Origin of the sequence: Amycolatopsis sp. NPDC047767 (genome assembly GCF_040704195.1) — a bacterium.
Classification (GTDB): domain Bacteria; phylum Actinomycetota; class Actinomycetes; order Mycobacteriales; family Pseudonocardiaceae; genus Amycolatopsis.
The window spans coordinates 195,564-214,890 of record NZ_JBEYSJ010000017.1 but is presented as its reverse complement, the minus strand read 5'-3'; the positions used below and the strand labels follow the sequence as shown (position 1 = coordinate 214,890).

Genomic DNA, 19,327 nt, shown 5'->3' with positions numbered 1-19,327 from the left:
TCAACACGCGGCTGCAGGTCGAGCACCCGGTGACGGAGGCGGTGTACGGCGTCGACCTGGTGGGCTGGAGGCCGCACCCCTTCACGAGCCTTTTCTTGGAGCCTCTAGATGACCAACGTGGAGACCACGGACGCCACCGGCCTCGGCGCGATCGAGGTCGGCGCCGCCCGGATCAACGTCGACGACAAGCGCATGATCAACGCCCGCGCCGACGTGAACCAGCTGCTGCCCATGAAGTACCGCTGGGCGTGGGACAAGTACCTCGCCGCGTGCAACAACCACTGGATGCCGACCGAGGTCGCCATGCAGGCCGACATCGCGCTGTGGAAGTCGCCCGACGGCCTGACCGAGGACGAGCGCCAGATGCTCAAGCGCAACCTCGGCTTCTTCGCCACGGCGGAGTCCTTGGTGGCCAACAACATCGTGCTCGCGGTGTACCGCCAGATCACCAACCCCGAGTGTCGCCAGTACCTGCTGCGCCAGGCGTTCGAGGAGGCCGTGCACACGCACACCTTCCAGTACATCTGCGAAAGCCTCGGCCTGGTCGAGGGCGAGCTGTTCAACATGTACCGCGAGGTGCCGTCCATCTCCGAGAAGGACGCGTGGGCGCTGAAGTACACGCAGAACCTCGAGAACCCGGACTTCGAGACCGGCACGCCGGAGGCCGACCAGGCGTTCCTGCGCGACCTCGTGGCGTTCTACGTGATCTTCGAGGGCATGTGGTTCTACACCGGCTTCGCGCAGATCCTCTCGCTCGGCCGCCGCAACAAGATGGTCGGCATCGCCGAGCAGTACCAGTACATCCTGCGCGACGAGTCGATCCACCTGAACTTCGGCATCGACTGCATCAACCAGATCAAGATCGAGAACCCGCACCTGTGGACGGAAGAGTTCCAGGCGGAGATCCGGCAGATGCTGACCGACGCGTGCGAGCTGGAGGTCCGCTACGCGCGTGACACCATGCCGCGCGGCATGCTCGGCCTTTCGGCGCAGCTGTGCGAGCAGTACATGCACTTCATCACCGACCGGCGCGCCCAGCAGATCGGCCTCGCGCCGATCTTCGGGGAGACGGAGAACCCGTTCCCGTGGATGTCGGAGGCGATGGACCTGAAGAAGGAGAAGAACTTCTTCGAGACCCGCGTGATCGAGTACCAGTCCGGCGGCGCGCTGGACTGGGACTGATCGGCTGCAGGACTGATCCCGGTCTCCGGGATCACAGCGGACGTCGTGCCACCCGGTGCCGCGACCCGCTAGGCTCGGCCACGCCACTGGTTCGCCAGGGCGTGGCCGGGCTTTTTTCGTGCGGCCACACCCTGGCGAGGCAACAGGGAACCCGGTGTGAGTCCGGGACTGCCCCGCAGCGGTGAGTGGGAACGAAAGCCGTCACCACGATTTCGTGGTCAAGCACTGGGCGCGAGCCCGGGAAGCGACGGTGAGTAGGCGCGAGCTCGGCGCCCACGAGTCCGAAGACCTGCCCGTGGTACGTGCGCCGACGGCGTGCGTGAGTCCGGGCCCCGTGGGAGCAGGCCTGACCGAAGACGCGGTTCTCGCGTGCCCGGGCTCGCCTCGAACGAGCTCGCGAGGAGAGAGCCTGTGACCACCATCGGCACCACGATCCTGGGGTACCCGCGCATCGGGCCGGCCCGGGAACTGAAGCGCGCCCTGGAACGCTACTGGGCGGGCACCACCGGCGAGGCGGAACTGCTCGCCACCGGCCGCGAACTGCGCGGGCGGACCTGGTCGCGGCTGCGCGAAGCGGGCCTGGAATCGGTCCCCTCGAACACGTCTTCCCACTACGACCAGGTGCTCGACACCGCCGAGCTGTTCGGCGCGCTGCCGGCGCGCTTCACCCGCCTCGGCCTCTCGCCGCTCGATACGTACTTCGCGGCCGCGCGCGGCGTGCAGGACGAGCCGGCGCTCGAGATGACGAAGTGGTTCGACACCAACTACCACTACCTCGTGCCCGAACTGGGTCCCGACTCGCGCTTCGCGTTGTCGGGCACGAAGCCGCTCGACGAGGTGCGCGAGGCCCGGGAGCTGGGCATCGAGACGCGGCCGGTGTTCGTCGGCCCGGTCACGTTCCTGTTGCTGGCCAAGGCGACGCGGCCGGGGTTCGAGCCGCTGGAGCTGCTCGACGAGCTCCTGCCCGCGTACGCGGCGCTGCTGTGCGCGCTGAAGGCCGAGGGCGTCGAGTGGGTGCAGCTCGACGAGCCGGCGTTCGCCGGCGACCGCACCACGAAGGAACTCAACGCGCTGACCCGCGCGTACCACGTGCTGGCCAAGGCCGAAGACCGGCCGAAGCTGCTCGTCGCCGGGTACTTCGGCGGGCTCGGTCGCGGGCTGGGCGTGCTGGCCCGCTCCCCCATCGACGCGCTGGCCGTGGACCTCGTCACCGAGGAGTCCTTTGTGGACGCCGTGGCGGCGGAAGGCGCCTTGCGCGACAAGGAGGTGCTCGCCGGTGTCGTCGACGGGCGCAACGTGTGGCGCACGGACCCGGACCGTGCGCTCGAACGTGCCGCCCGGCTGGCCGGCACCGCGCGGCACGTCAGCGTGTCGACGTCGTGCTCGCTGCTGCACGTGCCCCACGACGTCGAGGCCGAGAACCTCGACCCACGGCTGAAGAGCTGGCTCGCGTTCGCCGACCAGAAGGTCGCCGAGGTCGTACTGCTCGGGCGGGCGCTGCGCGGCGATCAGGTGGACCTGTCTGCGGCGCGCGCGGCCGTCGCGGACCGCGCGACGAACCCGGTGGACGCGGCCGTGCGCGAGCGCCTGGCGGCACTGAAGCCCGAGGACGCCGTGCGTGCGCCGTATGAGCAACGGGCGGCCCTGCAACAGGAATCCCTCGGCCTGCCGCCGTTGCCGACCACCACGATCGGCTCGTTCCCGCAGACCACCGACGTCCGCAAGGCGCGCGCCGCGTACCGCGCGGGCACGCTCGAGGAAGCCGCGTACGTGGCCGAGATGCACGCCGAGATCGACCGCGTGGTGCGGCTGCAGGAGGAGCTGGGCCTCGACGTGCTCGTGCACGGCGAGCCCGAGCGCCACGACATGGTGCAGTACTTCGCCGAGCAGCTCGCCGGGTTCGCCTCGACCGAGCACGGCTGGGTGCAGTCCTACGGCTCGCGCTGCGTCCGCCCGCCGATCCTCCACGGCGACGTCTCGCGACCGCGGCCGATGACCGTGCCGTGGGCGCGGTACGCGCAGAGCCGCACGGCCAAGCCGATCAAGGGCATGCTCACCGGCCCGGTCACGATCCTCGCGTGGTCGTTCGTGCGCGACGACCAGCCGCTCGCCGACACCGCGCTGCAGGTCGCGTTCGCGATCCGCGACGAGGTGGCCGACCTCGAAGCCGCGGGCGTGCGCGTGATCCAGGTCGACGAGCCGGCGCTGCGGGAGCTGCTTCCGCTGCGCGCGGCCGGGCACTCGGCCTACTTCGGCTGGGCGGTGCGCGCGTTCCGCGTCGCGACGGCCGGGGTCGCCGAAGGCACCCAGATCCACACGCACATGTGCTACTCGGAGTTCGGGGAGGTCCTCTCCGCGATCGACGGCCTCGACGCCGACGTGACCAGCATCGAAGCCGCGCGCTCGAAGATGGAGGTGCTCGCCGACCTCGCGGCCGGCGGGTTCGCGCGCGGCGTCGGGCCGGGCGTCTACGACATCCACTCACCGCGCGTGCCCGGCGTCGACGAGGTCGCGGACCTGCTGCGCACGGCGGCCGCCGCCGCCGTGCCGGCCCGGCGGCTGTGGGTGAACCCCGACTGCGGCCTCAAGACCCGCCGCTACGCCGAGGTGGAGCCCGCGTTGCGCCACCTCGTCGCGGCGGCCCGCCAGGTCCGCGCCGAGCAGGACTGAACAAACCGCGGCGACGGTGCCGGGCGGCGCGAACCACTGCCCGGCACCGGCGCTGCGTCAAGGATCACCCGGATGGAGCCCGCCGAAGGTATTGTCATTCGGTCAACAGCGCGGCACGGTGGAGGTCGACCGGGGTTCCGCCAGTGAAGGCAGGTCGCGATGACGAGCGCAGTCGGCAAGGTCGGCAGGGTCGCCGAGAGCCTGCGTGAGCGCGTGCCCACGCTCACGTCGATGCCGCTGCCCCGCACGGTCGACCAGCGCTGGCAGGCGGCCACCTACCCCGTGCGCGAGCTCGCGCCGCCGCCCGCGGGCAGCGGCCTCAAGCCGGTGCTCGGCGACGACGGGCCGCCGGTCGTGGGCCACGCGCTGGAGATGATGCGGTTCGGCCTGGACTTCAGCTTCAGCCGCTACGAGAAGTACGGCCCCGTCTCGTGGATGGGCGGCTTCGGCCGCCGGATCGTGTCGCTGTCCGGCCCCGAGGCCACGCAGATCGCCCTGGTGAACAAGGACAAGGCGTTCTCGCAGGAGGGCTGGAAGTTCTTCATCGAGAAGTTCTTCGACCGCGGCCTCATGCTGCTCGACTTCGGCGAGCACCACCTGCACCGGCGGATCATGCAGAGCGCGTTCACGCGCGAGCGGCTCGTCGGTTACGTCGGGCAGATGGGCCCGGCCCTGCGCGCCGGCGTCCAGGCGTGGCCCGGCGGCACGCGGCCCCGGCTGTACTGGTCGCTCAAGCAGCTCACGCTGGACGTGGCCACGCGCGTGTTCATGGACATGCGCTCACCCGACGACGCGATGCGGATCAACCGCGCGTTCGTGAACACGGTGCGCGCGGGCACGGCGCTCGTGCGCTACCCCGTGCCCGGCGGCCGCTGGTCCGCGGGCCTGCGCGGCCGGCGGCTGCTGGAGCGCTACTTCGGCGAGACCCTGCCGGAAAAGCGCCGCGCGGGCGGCGACGACCTGTTCGCCGCCCTCTGCACCGCCACCACCGAGGACGGCGACCGGTTCACCGACGCGGACATCGTGAACCACATGATCTTCCTGATGATGGCGGCGCACGACACCACCACGATCACCAGCAGCGCCATGGCCTACTACCTGGCCAAGCACCCGGAGTGGCAGGAACGCGCCCGCGCGGAGTCGCTCGCGCTGGGCGACGACGTGCCGGACATCGAGGCGCTGGAAAGCCTGGAGACGCTCGACCTCGTGATGAAGGAGTCGCTGCGGCTGCGGGCACCGGTGCCGTCGATGGCCCGCAAGACCACGAAGGACACCGAGGTCCTCGGTCACTTCATCCCGGAAGGCACGCTCGTCGGCGTCTCGCCGACGCTGAACCACTTCACCCCCGAGTGCTGGACCGACCCGATGCGCTTCGACCCCGAGCGGTTCGCCGAGCCGCGGCGCGAGGACAAGTCGCACCGGTTCGCGTGGATGCCCTTCGGCGGCGGGGCGCACAAGTGCATCGGGCTGCACTTCGGCAGCCTCGAGGTCAAGGCGCTGATGCACGAGATGCTGCGGACTTTCCGCTGGTCGGTGCCCCAGGACTACACCGCGCGCTGGGACTACGTGTCGTTGCCGGTCCCCGCCGACGGACTGCCGGTGCGTCTCGAATATCGTTGACGGTCATTGCGGGAGGCGGGGAGCCGACTGTGCCGGACCAACGGAAAATCGGACGAACCGGAAAAACACGTTCGAGCACTCAAGGTGACATCACGTCACCATTTGTGTAGGAGTCATCACTCGTTCAGCCGGTAGACACCCCGTTTCGCGCATGATGCCGTGGCATCACTCACGGCCAACTCATACCTAGTGTGGGTCCATGAACCTTCACACCGGGTCTGAGCTGGCTTTAGTCCGCGCATGAAGAGGTGGAGTGTGCCTGAGCCTGGTGCCGCGCCAGGGTTGGTCGACGTCGCGCGCAAGTTCGCGACGACGCTGACCGACACGAAAGGAGTAACGCTTCCGCCCGCGGAACTGGAACGTCTCATGCTGTCCTTCGCCCAGGAGGTCGCCGACGTCGCGACGCCCGCGTACGAAGGCGCCGTCCTGCGCTTCACCACGCTCTTTTCCACCGCCCCGATCGGGATCGCGCTCGCCGACCCGTCCGGCGTGATCATGGAGGCCAACGCCGCGCTGGCCAAGCTGCTCAGCTCGACCCAGAGCCGCCTCCACGGCAAGCACCTCGCCGACCTGGCCGCGACCGACCACGACGCCACCCGCATCCGCGCCTGCCTCGAGCGCCTGGCCACCACGGAGATCGGCCGCCTCACCGAACGCGGCGTGCACCTCGACCACAGCCAGGACGGCAGCATCACCACCAACGTCACGCTCGCGCGGCTGCCCGGAGACCGGCAGGACACGCACTTCCCCGTGCTGATGGCCGCCGACACCGACGACCTGCACCTGCTCGGCGAGCGCCTGCTGCACCAGAACGTGCACGACGCGCTCACGGGCCTGCCCAACTCCCAGGCGTTCGCCAACCGCGTCGAGGCCGCGCTCGGCTCGCCCGGCGGCGAAGAGATCGCGCTGGTCTACCTCGACATCGACGGCTTCAAGGTGATCAACGACGGCCTCGGCGCCGGCGTGGGCGACCAGGTGCTCAAGGAGGTCGCGAGCAAGCTGTCGACGACCTTCACCGGGCACCACGACGGCTACGTCGCCCGCCTGTCCGGCGACGGGTTCGGCGTGCTGATGCGCGGCGCCGACCTCAAGACGCAGCACGTGGTGAGCCTCGTCGAGCGTGCGCTCGAAGACCTCAACGAGGCCGTGTACCTCGGCGGCCACGGGATCGGGGTGAGCGCCAGCGCCGGCATCGTCGTGGGCGGGTGCCCCGGCGGCGGGCACACCGAGCTGCGGCGGGCCGCGGAGCTCGCGCTGCACCGGGCCAAGGAGCGCGGCAAGGCGCGGTGGACGCTGTTCGACCCGGCGGAGGACGAGCGCGACCGCAGCCGCTACCAGCTCGGCGCGGTGATCGCCGGCGCGCTGGAGAACGGCGAGTTCTCCCTCGTCTACCAGCCGACCGTGAAGCTCGCGAAGCCCGACGAGATCGCGGCCGTGAACGCCGGCCTGCGGTGGAACCACCCGGACAAGGGCGAGCTCGACTCCGAGGACTTCTACCCGCTGGCGCAGACCACCGGCATGACGGTGCCGCTCGGCAAGTGGCTGCTCGCCGAGTCGCTCGCCGCCACCGCCCGCTGGCGGACGCGCTTCGGTGAGGCCACGCCCGACGTCTGCATCCGGCTGCCGCAACGGCTCGCGAGCGACGACGACCTCGTGTTGCTGGTCAAGGAGCAGCTCGACCGCCACAACCTTCCGGCGAAGGCGCTGCGCCTGTGCGTCGACCGGCAGTCGATGTTCGACGACAACGAAGAGGTGTACGACTCGTTCACGGTGCTGGCCGACCTCGGCGCGCAGCTCGTGCTCACGATCTCGGGCTCGGCCGACCTCGAGCTGATCCCGCGCTTCGACCTGCCCGTGCGGCACGTGATCCTCAGCGGCCCGGTCGTCGACGCCCTGGCCGACTCCCCCACCGAAGCCGACGTCCGGCACCTGAGCCAGCTCGTGGAGCGCGGCAAGGAGCTCAAGCTGCGCATCGGCGCCGAAGGGGTGCGAAGCACCGAGCACGCGGCTCGCCTGCGCCAGCTCGGCGTGCTCGCGGCGCGCGGTGCGTTCGTCGCCGATTCCGCCACGGGCGACGAAGTGGACGAGATGATCGAGCGCCACGCCGGCTGACCGATCCACCTGCGGTGCAGGTCCGAACACCGGGGAGGATCATGGTTCGCGGACCCCACCCGAAAGGACCCCGATGGACACCGGCGACCTCGCGCCCGACTTCACCCTCTCCGACGACCAGGGCAAGGACCGCACGCTGTCGGACTTCCTCGCGGCCGGCCCGGTCGTGCTGTTCTTCTACCCCGCCGCCATGACGAGCGGCTGCACCGCCGAGAGCTGTCACTTCCGCGACCTGGCGGTCGAGTTCGCCGAGGTGGGCGCCCAGCGCGTGGGCATCAGCCCGGACGCCGTGGCCAAGCAGCGGGAGTTCTCCGCCGCCAACGGGTTCGACTACCCGCTGCTGTCCGATGTGGACGGCGTCGTGGCGAAGCAGTTCGGCACCTGGCGCAAGTTCATCCCGCTGCACACCAAGCGCACCACCTTCGTCATCGACACCGACCGGCGCGTGCTCGACGTGATCAAGAGCGAGCTGAACTTCACCGCCCACGCGGACCGCGCGTTGAAGGTGCTGCGCGAGCGCAAGAACGCCTCCTGACGCTTTCCCTTGCCCGGCAAGGGATTCGCCGGTCAGCTCGACCGCTGGATCCGCCACACGAAGTCGTTGCCCGAGCAGGCCGGGGCCAGCGCGTCGGAGGCGGCTTCCTTGTGGTGCAGGGTGAAACCCAGCCGGGCCGGGATCGCACCGCTCTTGGTGTTCAGCTCGTCGTGGAGGATGTCGACGTGGGGCGCGCCCAGGCGCCAGGCCTCGGCGACGAGCAGGGCCGTCGCGCGCGTGGCCAGGCCGCGGCCGGTGCACGACTTCGCCAGCCAGTAGCCGATCTCGCGGCCGTCGTCGCGGCGCATCAGCCCGCAACCGCCGGCGAGCGTGCCGTCGGCGGTGTGGATGCCGTACTCCTGGGCCTCCCCGGACGCCCAGCGTTCGGCCGTGCTCGTGAGGAACTCCGTGCCCTCGGCCGGGCCGTAGCCGTCGGTGGCCCAGACGAGCCACGCGCCGATGTGCTCGCGCGAGGCCGAGACCGTGTCCACGAGCACGCCGAGGTCTTCGGCGCGCCAGCGGTTGAGGGTGACCACGCCGTCGGTGAGGGTGTCCATGTCCTCATGGTGGCACCGGAACACCACGGTGGCATCGAAATAACGCGGGGCCCGCCGTTTCCGGCAGGCCCCGCGGTCCGGTGTTCGTGAGCTAGTTGACGACGGCGGTGGGCGGCACCGTGGTGTCGTTCTTCAGCGCGTCGAACAGCTGCGCCGACTTCGTCTTGTCCCAGTGCTGGGCCGAGCCGTCGGTGACCGGCACCGTGCCGGTGAGCACGCCGTCGGACGAGATGCCGCGCATCGCGATCGCCAGGCCGGCCAGGTTGTGCACGTGGTCGCCCGAGTCCATCGTCAGCGCGTCGGGCGCCGAGGACAGCAGCGGGAAGAAGTCGAACGGGTTCAGCAAGGTTCCCGGGCTCGCGATCTGGCTCACGAGGGCACCGATGAACTTGCGCTGGTTGGCCACGCGGTCGAGGTCCGAGCGCGGGGTCGCGCTGCTGTGGCGCATGCGGACGAACCCGAGCGCGGACCGGCCGTCGAGCGTCTGGCAGCCGGCCTTGATGTCGATGTTGGTGAAGGTGTCGTGCATCTCCTTGTCCACGCACATGTCCACGCCGCCGATCGCGTCGACGATGTTCGCGAAGCCGCCGAAGCCGATCTCCGCGTAGTGGTCCATGCGCAGGCCGGTGACACCTTCCACGGTCTTGACCAGCAGCGCCGGGCCGCCGAGCGAGAACGCGGCGTTGATCTTGTTCGTGCCGTGGCCCGGGATCTTCACCTGGGAGTCGCGCGGCAGGCTCAGCAGCGTCGGCTTGGTGTCGTTGTCCGGGATGTGCGCGATCATGATCGTGTCGGTGCGCTGCCCGCCGCCGGCCGCCGCGACGTCACCGGTCGCCAGGCGTTCCTCGTCCGCGGCCGACAGCCCGTCGCGGCTGTCGGAACCGACGATCAGCCAGTTGGTGCCCGACGCGGCCGCGGGACGGCCGTCGTAGTCGGCCAGCGCGTCGACGCGCTTGATCGAGAACTCCAGGTACGCCCAGATCCCGCCGATGAACACGACGAAGATCAGCACCAGCGTCATCAGGACCTTGCCGAAGCTCCACCGGCGGCGCCGGCGCGGAGCCGGCCCGGGCGGCGGGGCCTGGCGCGGCGGCGCCTGCCGGGGCGGCGCGGGCGGGGGTACGGGAGCCTCGCCGCGCGAACCCAGGGGTCTGGTGCGCTCGTCGTACGGACTGCTGCTCACTCCTGGCAGCGGCATCATCTGCGCCCGCTGATGCTGCCGCGGGCGTGCGGCGGGCTGCGGTGGCCTGGGCGGCATGCGCCGCCGGCCGTCGTCGCCTCCGTACGTCATCGGTCGATCACCCGTTCCCCGAATCCGGCACAACTCGTGCGGCCCAGTGAACCGCACGTCCTCGAACAAAGGACGTGCGGCACCGGGTGCAGGTTCATCGGTGAGGGAACGGCCTGGTCAGCGGGGGTCGGCGAACCCGAACTGGTGCACCTTGATGTGCCCGGAGCGGAACCCGGCCTCCGAATACGCGAGGTAGAACTCCCACATGCGGTGGAACACGTCGTCGAAGCCGAAGCCGCGGATGTCGTCCCAGCGCTGGTGGAACCGCTCGCCCCACAGCTTGAGCGTGCGGGCGTAGTCCTGGCCGAACTCGCGCATCCCGGCCAGCTTGAGGCGGGTGTTGTCGCGCATGCCGTCCTCGATGGCCTGCACCGACGGGATGATGCCGCCCGGGAAGATGTACTTGTGGATCCAGGTGTACGACCGGGCCGCCGCCAGCATCCGGTCGTGGTCCATCGTGATGGCCTGCAGGCCGAAGCGCCCGCCCGGGCGCAGCCGCTTGCCGATGGTGGCGAAGAACGTGGGCCAGTAGGACTGCCCGACGGCCTCGATCATCTCCACGCTGACCACGGAGTCGTACTGGCCGGTGGCGTTGCGGTAGTCGCACAGCTGCACGTCGACGCGGTCGGACAGGCCCGCCTCGGCGATGCGCGCGTCGGCGAGGGTCTTCTGCTCCTGCGAGATGGTCAGCGACGTCACCTTCGCGCCCCGCGAGGCCGCGCGGATCGACAGCTCGCCCCAGCCGGTGCCGATCTCGAGCACCTCGCTGCCCTCGCGCACGCCCGCGTAGTCCAGCACGCTGTCGAGCTTGCGGTGCTGGGCCTGCGTCAGGCTGTCGCCCGGGCCGAACAGCGCCGAGGAGTACATCATCGACTCGTCGAGGAACGCGCTGAACAGGTCGTTGGACAGGTCGTAGTGCCGGTGGATGTTCGACCGCGACCCCTCGATCGTGTTCTCCTCCGCCGCCGGCTGCACCCGCTCGGCGAGCCGGCGGAAGCGCTGCAGGAACGGCGGCACGATCGTGGCCAGCTTCTCCGCGAACGGCGTGAGCACGCCCGCGAGGTCCTCGGCGGTCCAGTCCCCCACCATGTACGACTCGCCGAACCCGATCTTCGCGTCGGCGCCGAGCCGGTGGAAGAACGCCGAGGGCCGCAGGATGCGCATCTCGGGCGCCTCCGGCCCGCCGGCCCCCAGAACGGTGCCGTCCGGGAAGGTGACCCGCAGGTCGAGGTTCTTCACGGCACGGCGGAAGAGCGCCTCCGCGGCCCGCGCGCGAAGCGGCGAGTGGGGCGGCGTGGCCAGCCCCGGCCACCGGGTTTCCTCGGGCACCGGCTGCGAGGCGGGCCCCGCCGCCCGGTCAACACTTGAGGTGGACAAGACACTCCCTCCGGAATGGGCCCGTCGGCCCACATCTGATGGTATTCCCGGCACACGCGACCTGCGCTGCGCGGTTGTCGCCGGATCCGGTCACACGGGGATGCGCAGCCGCTCGTCCGCGGGCCGGGTCCACGCCTGCCGGAGAGTCTCGTCGGTCTCGCCCGCGTCGATCGCTTCCAGTGTGAAAGCACACATCAGCCTGGTCCAGACCGCCGGACGCTTGATCATCGCGTGCCCTTCGCCGGTGACCTCGAAGCGCGCGAGGCGCTTGGCGAGCTCCCGCGCGCGCTCGGCGAAAGCGTGGGAATCACGCGGTGAGGTGATCCGGTCACGCGTGCCGTGCAGCATCACCACGGAGCGGCCCGAGACGGCGTCCACCGGCTCCCCGGGCGGCGTCCACGGCGCGAGCGCGCACACGCCCACCACGGCGGGGTCGTCGGCCACGCGCAGCACCACGCGTCCGCCCATCGAGTGCCCGACGAGCACGACGGGCAGGCCCGGGTGCTCGGCGTGGATGCGCTCCAGCGCCCAGCGGGCGTCGTCCACCGGGTCTTCCGCGGGCGCGTTCCAGCCGTAGCGGCGGTTGCGCACCAAGCGCACCTCCAGGCCCGCCGTGCGGCCCGCGCGGTGCAGGGCGCGGGCCAGCGGCACCATGCGCAGGTACGCCAGCCGCCACGGCCCCACGGCCGCGGTGCCGTGCTCGGCGCCGCCGTGCAGCACCAGCGCCACCGCCCTCGTCCGCCCGTGCGCGCGCCGCACCGAAACGACGGGTACTCCGTCCACGTGCCGCCTCCCAGTCACCGGTACGCCCGGATGATCAGCTCTCACGCTAATCCACCACGAAGCGTGTCCAAGCGATACATTCGGCGCCCGACCCCGCGACGAAGGGCAGGTGTGGTGAGCGCCACGGAAATCTGGAAGAGCACCTCGGACAAGCTCGCGGCCGCGCAGCAGGCCAACGCCGAAGCGCTGACGGCGGCGGCCGACCTCGTGCTCGGGGTGATCCGGTCCGACGCCCTCGTGTTCACCGCCGGTGCCGGGCACTCGCTCGCCGCGGTCGCCGAGACGTTCTACCGCGCGGGCGGCCTCGCCTGCGTCTACCCGCTGTACCACCCGGAGCTGCTGCCCCTGCACGGCGCGCAGCACAGCACGAAGACCGAGCGCCGCAGCGGGCTGGCCGAAGAGGTGCTGGCCGAGCGCGCGCCGGGCCCCGACGACGTGCTCGTGGTGTTCTCGACCTCCGGCGTGAACCCGTACCCGGTGGAGCTGGCCGCCGGTGCCCGCCGCCGGGGCGCGGCGGTGATCGCCGTGACGTCGCGCGCGTGCGTGGCCGCGGCGCCGCGCCGGTCGGCGACGACGCTGGTCGAGGAGGGCACGGTCGTGCTCGACTCGCTCGTGGTCCCCGGCGACGCGAGCCACCCGGCGGCCGCACCGCGCACCGCACCACTGTCCACTGTGGTCAACGCGTTCCTGTGGAACCTGATCCTGGCGGAGGTCTACGACCGCGGCACGGCCGAGGGCATCGACGTCCCGCTGTGGCGAAGCTCCAATGTGGAGGGTGGCGACGAGGCCAACACGGCCCTGCTCGCCAAGTACGGCCCGCGCGTGCCGGCCCTGCGGTAGCCCGTCGGCGAACCATCGGCACTTCCGGCGAAAAAGGACCGGGCCCGGCAGGTCTTGACGGGCCCGATCCGCGCTTCTAGCTTCGGCGTACCGACCAGTCGGTGTCGAGTGGAGGCGGGCCAGCATGGACGATGAGACGGCCGTGCCCCTGCACGGCACCTGCGCACCCGGGTTCGAGGCGGTGCAGGACGCGTTCGTCGAGAACATTTCCGAGCGCGACGAGCTCGGCGCGGCCTTCGCGGTGACCCACCACGGCGAGGTCGTGGTGGATCTCTGGGCCGGCTGGGCGGACCCGGGCCGCACCACACCGTGGCGGCCGGACACGCTGACCAACGTCTGGTCCACGACTAAGGGCATGACGGCGATCTGCGCGCATCAGCTGGCCGACGCCGGCGAGCTCGACCTCGACGCCCCCGTGGCGCGTTACTGGCCCGAGTTCGCCGCGGCGGGCAAGCAGGACATCCCGGTGCGCTGGCTGCTCTCGCACCGCTCCGGCGTCGTCGGCATCGGCCTGGCGCGCCCCGTGAAGGTCGAGGAGCTCTACGACTGGGACCACATCACGGGGCTGCTGGCCGGGCAGGAACCGCTGTTCCCGCCCGGCTCGGCCGGCGGTTACCACGCGCTGTCCTACGGCTTCCTCGTCGGCGAGGTCGTGCGCCGCGTGGCCGGGCAGGGCATCGACGCATTCTTCGCCGAGCACGTGGCCGGTCCCCTGGACGCGGATTTCTCCCTCGGGGTCGGGGAAGCCGACCTCGGGCGCTGCTCGACGCTCGCGGAGCCGGTGCTCACGCCGGAGCTGACCACGGCGCTGACCGAGGCGTTCGCGAACGCCGGACCGGTCGCGCTCGCCGCCATGGCCAACCCGCGCGTGGAAGGCCACCACGCCAACGATCCCGCGTGGCGGCGGGCCGTGATGCCGGCCCTCAACGGCCACGGCACGGCCAAGGCGCTCGCGGTCATCTACGGCGCCCTGGCCGACGGCTCCGAACGCCTGATCTCGGCCGGCGCGCTCGCGCGGGCCCGCGAAGGACAGGGCGCCTCGGTCGACCTCGTCGCCGGCGTGCCCAACGAGTGGGCGCTCGGCTTCTACCTCGGCAGCGACGCGCGCGGCTTCGGCCCCAACCCGGCCGCGTTCGGCCACGACGGGCTCGGCGGCTCGTCCGGCGGCGCCGACCCGGAAGCCGGCATCGGCTTCGGTTATGTAATGAACCGCATGGGCCCGCTGCTGCGTGACGACCCGCGCAAGATGGCGCTCGTCAACGCGACCTTCGCCTGTCTCGAAAATTGAGCGAAGGGCGCCTCGAGCCTTCCTCGAGACGCCCTTCACGGCGCGTCAGGCGACCGCGGACGGCTCCTCGTCGAACTGCGTGTGGTGCAGCTCGGCGTAGCGGCCGCCGAGGGCGAGCAGCTCTTCGTGCGTGCCGCGCTCGACGATCCGGCCGTCCTCGACGACCAGGATCAGGTCGGCGGCGCGGACGGTGGAGAGCCGGTGCGCGATCACGAGCGCCGTGCGGCCTTCGAGCGCGCCCGTGAGGGCTTCGCCGACCGCGGCCTCCGACTCGGAGTCCAGGTGCGCCGTGGCTTCGTCCAGCACCACGACCTTCGGCTGCGCCAGCAGCAGCCGCGCGATGGTGAGGCGCTGGCGCTCGCCGCCGGAGAGGCGGTAGCCGCGTTCGCCCACGGTCGTGTCGAGGCCGTCGGGCAGCGAATGCACCAGGTGGCTCAGGCGAGCCTGCTCCAGCGCGGCCCAGATCTCGTCGTCGGTCACGCCCGGGCGGGCGTAGGCGAGGTTGGCGCGGATGGTGTCGTGGAACAGGTGCCCGTCCTGCGTCACCACGCCCACCGTGGCGCGCAGCGTCGCGAAGTCCAGATCCCGGACGTCCACATCGGACAGCCGGACCGCACCGCCGTCCACGTCGTAAAGGCGCGGCAGCAGCGACGCGATGGTCGACTTGCCGGCACCCGAGGAGCCGACCAGCGCCACCATCTGGCCCGGTTCGGCGCGGAAGCTGATGCCGTGCAGCACCTCTTCACCCCCGCGGCTGTCCAGAGTGGCCACGTCTTCCAGTGACGCCAGCGAGAACCGGTCGGCCGCCGGGTACCCGAAGCGCACGTCGTCGAACTCCACGGCCACGCCGCCCGCGGGCAGCGCCTTCGGCTGCTCGGGTTCCTTGATCATCGGGTCGAGGTCGAGCACCTCGAAGACCCGCTCGAACGACACCAGCGCGGTCATCACGTCCACGCGGACGTTGGCCAGCGCCGTGAGCGGCGCGTAGAGCCGGGTCAGCAGCAGCGCCAGCGCCACCACGGTGCCGGGCGCGATCTGGCCGGTGAAGGCGAGGTAGCCGCCGAGGCCGTAGACCAGCGCCTGCGCGAGCGCCGACACGAGCGTGAGGCTGGTCATGAACCAGCGGGTGAGCATCGCCGTGCGCACGCCGATGTCCCGCACGCGCCCCGCACGGTCGCTGAACTCGCCGACTTCCTGGCGCGGACGGCCGAACAGCTTCACGAGCGTGGCGCCCGGCGCCGAGAACCGCTCGGTCATCTGCGTGGTCATGCCGGCGTTGAGCTGCGCCGACTCGCGCTGCAGCCCGGCCATCCGGCGGCCCAGCCGGCGCGCCGGCAGCACGAAGATCGGCAGCAGCACCAGCGCGAAGAGCGTGACCTGCCACGACAGCGTCACCATGACCGCGAGCGAGAGCACGAGCTGGATCACGTTGGTGACCAGACCCGACAGCGTCGCGGTGAACGTGCGCTGGGCGCCGATCACGTCGTTGTTGAGCCGGCTGACCAGCGCGCCGGTGCGGGTGCGCGTGAAGAACGCGATGGGCAGCTTCTGCACGTGGGCGAACACGGCGACGCGCAGGTCGAGGATGATCCCCTCGCCGATGCGCGCCGACTGCCACCGCTCCGCCAGCCCCAGCCCGGCGTCGAGGATGGCCAGCACCGCGATCACCACGGCCAGCCAGATGATCAGCGGCAGGTCGTGGCCGCCGACGACCGCGTCGACGACCTTGCCCGCCAGCACGGGCGTGGTCACCGCGAGCACGGCGGAGACCACGGTGAGCACGAGGAACACGAGCAGCCGCGTCCAGTGCGGGCGGGCGAAGCGCGCGACCCGTTTCACGGTGCCGCGCGTCAGCGCCCTCGGCGTGTCGGCCCCGCGCATCACGGAGCCGAGCAACGCCCACGAGTTGTCCATGTGGAGCCTTTCCCCCGATCGACAAACTTCTACATTACTTGAGCTTTTTTCGTGAGATGCCCAGCACAACGCCGGTTCGTCCCGAGTTCTTCCCCGTGCCGTCACCCGTGGCGTTCACCGGTGGTGAACAACCGCCCACAGCACCTCCCGCAGCGCGTCGGCCTCGCGCCCGGCCAGCGGGCCCAGCAGCCGCCGTTCGGCCTCCTCCGACGCCTCGGTGGCCGCCTTCAGCACGCGCAGCCCCTCCTCCGTCGGCGTCACGATCCGGCGGCGGCGATCGGCCGGATCGACGTGGCGCCGCACGAGCGCCTTGTCCTCCAGTTCGTCGACGAGCTGCACCATGGTCGTCCGGTCCACGCCGAGCCGCGCGGCCGCCTCCTGCTGCGACTGCGGCTCACCGTCGGCCAGCAGCGCGAGCACGGCAACCTGCCGCCCGGTCACCCCGTGGGGCGCGAGCAGCGGCTCCTGCAGCTCGGCCAGCCGCAGCTGCGCGTGCTTGAGCAGATAACCGAGCCGGCGCGTCACGACGGCCGGCGTTTCGGGGGCACTCCACATGCAGTGCATCCTAGCCCTACGCTGATCATCAGTTGTGCTGACGATTTATTCCCCTGACGATCAGGAGTCCTTGCATGGTGACCTTCGGGCTGAAACCCGCGCAGCAGTTCACGGACGTCGCGACGCTGCGCGAGATCTGGGCGATCGCCGACGACGCGCGGTTCGACGGCCTCTGGACCTTCGACCACTTCGCCCCCATGGGCCCGGTCCGCACCGGCGCCGTCTTCGAGGCCTGGACCCTGCTCGCCGCCATGGCCGAGGCCACGCGGCACGTGCGGATCGGCTGCCTGGTGTCGGGCAACACCAACCGGCACCCGGCCGTGCTGGCGAAGATGGCCGCGACTGTCGACCACCTCTCCGGCGGCCGGCTCGACGTGGGCCTCGGCGCGGGTGGCGACGAGCTCGCCGACACGATGCTCGGCCTGCCGACCCCACCGGCGCGCGAACGCGTCGAGCGGCTCGCCGAGGCCTGCGCCGTCCTCGATCTCCTGTGGACGCGCCCGGTCGCCGACTTCAGTGGCAGCCACTACTCGCTCACGGCCGCGACGAGCGACCCGAAACCGGTGCAGACGCCGAAGCCGCCGCTGTGGCTCGGGAGCAACGGCGAACGCCGTGGCCTGCGGGTCGTCGCCGAGCACGCCGACGTGTGGCTCAACGCGAGCCTGCCGGGCACCCCCGTCGAGGAGCTCACGCGGCTGTCGGGCGTGCTCGACCGGCATTGCGCGGCCCTCGGCCGTGACCCGGCGACGGTGCGCCGGGCCGTGCAGTTCCGGCTCTCGGCCCAGGACGACGACACGCTGCGCGAAGCCCGGACCTACCTCGACGCCGGGTTCACCGACCTCGTCCTCATGCTCCCCTCCGCCGGCGACGCCCTGGGCCGCGCGAAGCAGGCGGCCGCGCTGCTCCCGCGGCTGCGCGAACTGGGCCGAACGGGCGAGGACGGGTGATCCGGACGCCCTCGGTAGCCTGACGCGACGGGGACGGCCAGGTTCGTGAGGGGGAAGCGGTGCAGCTGCTGATGGCGCCGGCCCGGACCGGCGTGGACCGGGCGGTCCGCGTGCTGACGTGGGACCTGGTGTTCTACCTGGGCTGCTTCGCCTTCGCGTTGATCAGCGCGATCGTGTCCGAGTTCTACGGCTACCGCGTCTGGGGCAACTTCGCGACGGCCGCGTACGGCTTCGCCGCGGCCCACAGCGGGTGGCTGCTCGTGTCGGCGCGGCTCGGGCGCACGCCTCGCGGCCGGCTCGGCTCGCGGTGGTGTTCGATCGCGGTGATCGGGTTGTTGGCGATGATCATCCCGCTCGTGGTGCTCGTGATTCGCCGACTGACGGGAGTCGACTGGCTCGTCACGCCGGTCTCGTGGGCCGCGCAGCCCGAGGTGTGGGTGATCGAACGCAGCGCGAGCCTGCTGCTCCAGCACGGCACGCCGTACGTCGACGTGACCGCTCTCGGGCGCGCTCCCGAGGTGAACGACTACACGCCCTACGGACCCGTGATGACGGTGTTCGGTCTTCCGCGCGCGTTGTTCGGGGGAACACCGTTCACCAATGCGCTCACCGATGCCCGGTGGATGTTCGCGCTTTGTGCGTCTCTCTGTGTGATCGGCTCACTACGAATGCTGAAATGGCCGCGAATTCCGGTTCTTTCGGCACAATTGGCAATCGCGTGCCCACTCACCGCATTGACTTGGGCCGTTGCCGGTCCCGATCTCGCCATTGTGGGACTGCTCGTGCTCGCCTGCGCACTCGCTGCAACCGGCCGCGCGGGCTGGTCGGGATTCGTGCTGGCACTCGTGATCAGCGCGAAGCTCATCGTCGCGCCGGCCGCGGCCGTGCTCGCGGTCTTCGTGTTGTGCCGTACGCACAACGGAAATTCACGCGACCGCAGGGCACTCGCGTGGTTCGTGACCACTTTGGTCAGTGCGACCGTGGTGCTGCACCTGCCGGTGTACCTGGTCGACCCGGACGCGTTCGTGGAGCACGTGATCCGGTTCCCGCTCGGGATGGGCGTGGTGCGCTCCCCCGCGGCAAGCCCGCTTCCGGGCCACCTGATCGCGGAAACCGGATCGGCGGGCCGCGTGATCTCACTCGTCCTGGTGGCGGCCGCAGCAGTGGCGATGCTGGTGTGGCTGGTGCGCCGTCCCCCCGCGACGGGATCCGCCGCGCTCTTGCGGATCGCCGTCGGGCTCGGCGCGTTGGTCCTGCTCACCCCGGCAACCCGCTACGGCTACCTGGTTTATCCGTTGGTGCTGCTCGGAGGAGTGCTGACGTTCCGAGCGGCCGAACAGGGACTGCGCCCCCCGCGCAGTCGGCCTGGTACTGCTACTTCTTCTTGACCCGCGTGGCCCCGCCGCGCCCCCGCAGCTGGACCCCGGACTCAGAGAGAACACGGTGCACGAACCCGTAGGAACGCCCCGTGGACTCAGCGAGGGCCCGGATGCTCGAGCCCTTCTCGTATTTCTTCTTCAGGTCAGCGGCCAGCTTGTCGCGCGTGTTGCCGGTGATCCGCGCGCCTTTCTTGAGATCAGCCACGTCGATCGCCTTCCCGCCGAGTGGAGTTCTGGGCCATTTGACGGCCCCTGCCGGGGCAATGATCGAACACGA

16 protein-coding genes and 1 riboswitch are annotated in these 19,327 nt (G+C 70.9%); of the genes, 9 read left to right on the top strand and 7 right to left on the bottom strand.

Features of this window, described 5'->3' with window-relative positions:
* The first annotated feature begins 108 nt into the window (after nucleotides 1-108).
* The 5 genes from AB0878_RS28785 (at nucleotide 109) to AB0878_RS28765 (ending at nucleotide 8,119) form a co-directional block, all read left to right on the top strand.
* Nucleotides 109-1,182 carry a ribonucleotide-diphosphate reductase subunit beta gene (locus AB0878_RS28785; RefSeq protein WP_364047795.1) on the top strand — a complete coding sequence of 358 codons (1,074 nt, stop codon included), beginning with the start codon at nucleotides 109-111 and terminating at the stop codon, nucleotides 1,180-1,182.
* A gap of 101 nt (nucleotides 1,183-1,283) precedes the next feature.
* Nucleotides 1,284-1,494: riboswitch (cobalamin riboswitch) on the top strand.
* A 99-nt stretch (nucleotides 1,495-1,593) separates the two neighbouring features.
* Nucleotides 1,594-3,852, top strand: a complete 2,259-nt coding sequence (gene metE / locus AB0878_RS28780) for a 5-methyltetrahydropteroyltriglutamate--homocysteine S-methyltransferase (RefSeq protein ID WP_366583334.1) — start codon at nucleotides 1,594-1,596, stop codon at nucleotides 3,850-3,852.
* Nucleotides 3,853-4,011: 159 nt separating this feature from the next.
* Nucleotides 4,012-5,472, top strand: coding sequence for a cytochrome P450 (locus AB0878_RS28775; protein WP_366583333.1), 1,461 nt, complete (start codon nucleotides 4,012-4,014; stop codon nucleotides 5,470-5,472).
* 366 nt (nucleotides 5,473-5,838) lie between these two features.
* Nucleotides 5,839-7,584, top strand: a complete 1,746-nt coding sequence (locus AB0878_RS28770) for an EAL domain-containing protein (RefSeq protein WP_366583347.1) — start codon at nucleotides 5,839-5,841, stop codon at nucleotides 7,582-7,584.
* A gap of 73 nt (nucleotides 7,585-7,657) precedes the next feature.
* Nucleotides 7,658-8,119 (top strand): peroxiredoxin, encoded by a 462-nt coding sequence (locus tag AB0878_RS28765; RefSeq protein WP_366583332.1) that lies wholly within the window; start codon nucleotides 7,658-7,660, stop codon nucleotides 8,117-8,119.
* A 32-nt stretch (nucleotides 8,120-8,151) separates the two neighbouring features.
* Here the strand turns inward: AB0878_RS28765 and AB0878_RS28760 are convergent, their stop codons facing one another.
* The 4 genes from AB0878_RS28760 to AB0878_RS28745 form a co-directional block, all read right to left on the bottom strand.
* Entirely contained in the window at nucleotides 8,152-8,676 is a 525-nt protein-coding gene (locus tag AB0878_RS28760; protein ID WP_366583331.1) for a GNAT family N-acetyltransferase, read from the bottom strand.
* A 91-nt stretch (nucleotides 8,677-8,767) separates the two neighbouring features.
* On the bottom strand, nucleotides 8,768-9,967 hold the full coding sequence (locus tag AB0878_RS28755) for an LCP family protein (protein WP_366583330.1): 1,200 nt from the start codon (nucleotides 9,965-9,967) through the stop codon (nucleotides 8,768-8,770).
* Nucleotides 9,968-10,084: 117 nt separating this feature from the next.
* Nucleotides 10,085-11,344 (bottom strand): cyclopropane-fatty-acyl-phospholipid synthase family protein, encoded by a 1,260-nt coding sequence (locus AB0878_RS28750; protein ID WP_366583329.1) that lies wholly within the window; start codon nucleotides 11,342-11,344, stop codon nucleotides 10,085-10,087.
* A gap of 90 nt (nucleotides 11,345-11,434) precedes the next feature.
* Nucleotides 11,435-12,127, bottom strand: a complete 693-nt coding sequence (locus AB0878_RS28745; protein ID WP_366583328.1) for an alpha/beta fold hydrolase — start codon at nucleotides 12,125-12,127, stop codon at nucleotides 11,435-11,437.
* 111 nt (nucleotides 12,128-12,238) lie between these two features.
* Here AB0878_RS28745 and AB0878_RS28740 point away from each other — a divergent pair, with 111 nt between their 5' ends.
* Both AB0878_RS28740 and AB0878_RS28735 read left to right on the top strand, forming a co-directional pair.
* On the top strand, nucleotides 12,239-12,967 hold the full coding sequence (locus AB0878_RS28740) for a sugar isomerase domain-containing protein (protein ID WP_366583327.1): 729 nt from the start codon (nucleotides 12,239-12,241) through the stop codon (nucleotides 12,965-12,967).
* Between the two features lie 124 nt (nucleotides 12,968-13,091).
* Nucleotides 13,092-14,255, top strand: a complete 1,164-nt coding sequence (locus tag AB0878_RS28735) for a serine hydrolase domain-containing protein (protein ID WP_366583326.1) — start codon at nucleotides 13,092-13,094, stop codon at nucleotides 14,253-14,255.
* Between the two features lie 45 nt (nucleotides 14,256-14,300).
* Here the strand turns inward: AB0878_RS28735 and AB0878_RS28730 are convergent, their stop codons facing one another.
* A complete protein-coding gene (locus AB0878_RS28730; protein ID WP_366583325.1) occupies nucleotides 14,301-16,169 on the bottom strand; it encodes an ABC transporter ATP-binding protein in 1,869 nt (622 codons plus the stop codon).
* 114 nt (nucleotides 16,170-16,283) lie between these two features.
* Nucleotides 16,284-16,724: a MarR family transcriptional regulator gene (locus tag AB0878_RS28725; protein WP_366583324.1), complete on the bottom strand. Its 441-nt coding sequence runs from the start codon at nucleotides 16,722-16,724 to the stop codon at nucleotides 16,284-16,286.
* A gap of 74 nt (nucleotides 16,725-16,798) precedes the next feature.
* Here AB0878_RS28725 and AB0878_RS28720 point away from each other — a divergent pair, with 74 nt between their 5' ends.
* On the top strand, nucleotides 16,799-17,671 hold the full coding sequence (locus tag AB0878_RS28720; RefSeq protein ID WP_366583323.1) for an LLM class flavin-dependent oxidoreductase: 873 nt from the start codon (nucleotides 16,799-16,801) through the stop codon (nucleotides 17,669-17,671).
* Nucleotides 17,672-17,742: 71 nt separating this feature from the next.
* Nucleotides 17,743-19,059 carry a glycosyltransferase 87 family protein gene (locus AB0878_RS28715; RefSeq protein ID WP_366583346.1) on the top strand — a complete coding sequence of 439 codons (1,317 nt, stop codon included), beginning with the start codon at nucleotides 17,743-17,745 and terminating at the stop codon, nucleotides 19,057-19,059.
* Here AB0878_RS28715 and AB0878_RS28710 read toward each other — a convergent pair.
* On the bottom strand, nucleotides 19,046-19,255 hold the full coding sequence (locus tag AB0878_RS28710; protein ID WP_003071237.1) for a helix-turn-helix domain-containing protein: 210 nt from the start codon (nucleotides 19,253-19,255) through the stop codon (nucleotides 19,046-19,048). The two genes, AB0878_RS28715 and AB0878_RS28710, sit on opposite strands and share 14 nt — an antisense overlap.
* Between the last annotated feature and the right edge of the window lie 72 nt (nucleotides 19,256-19,327).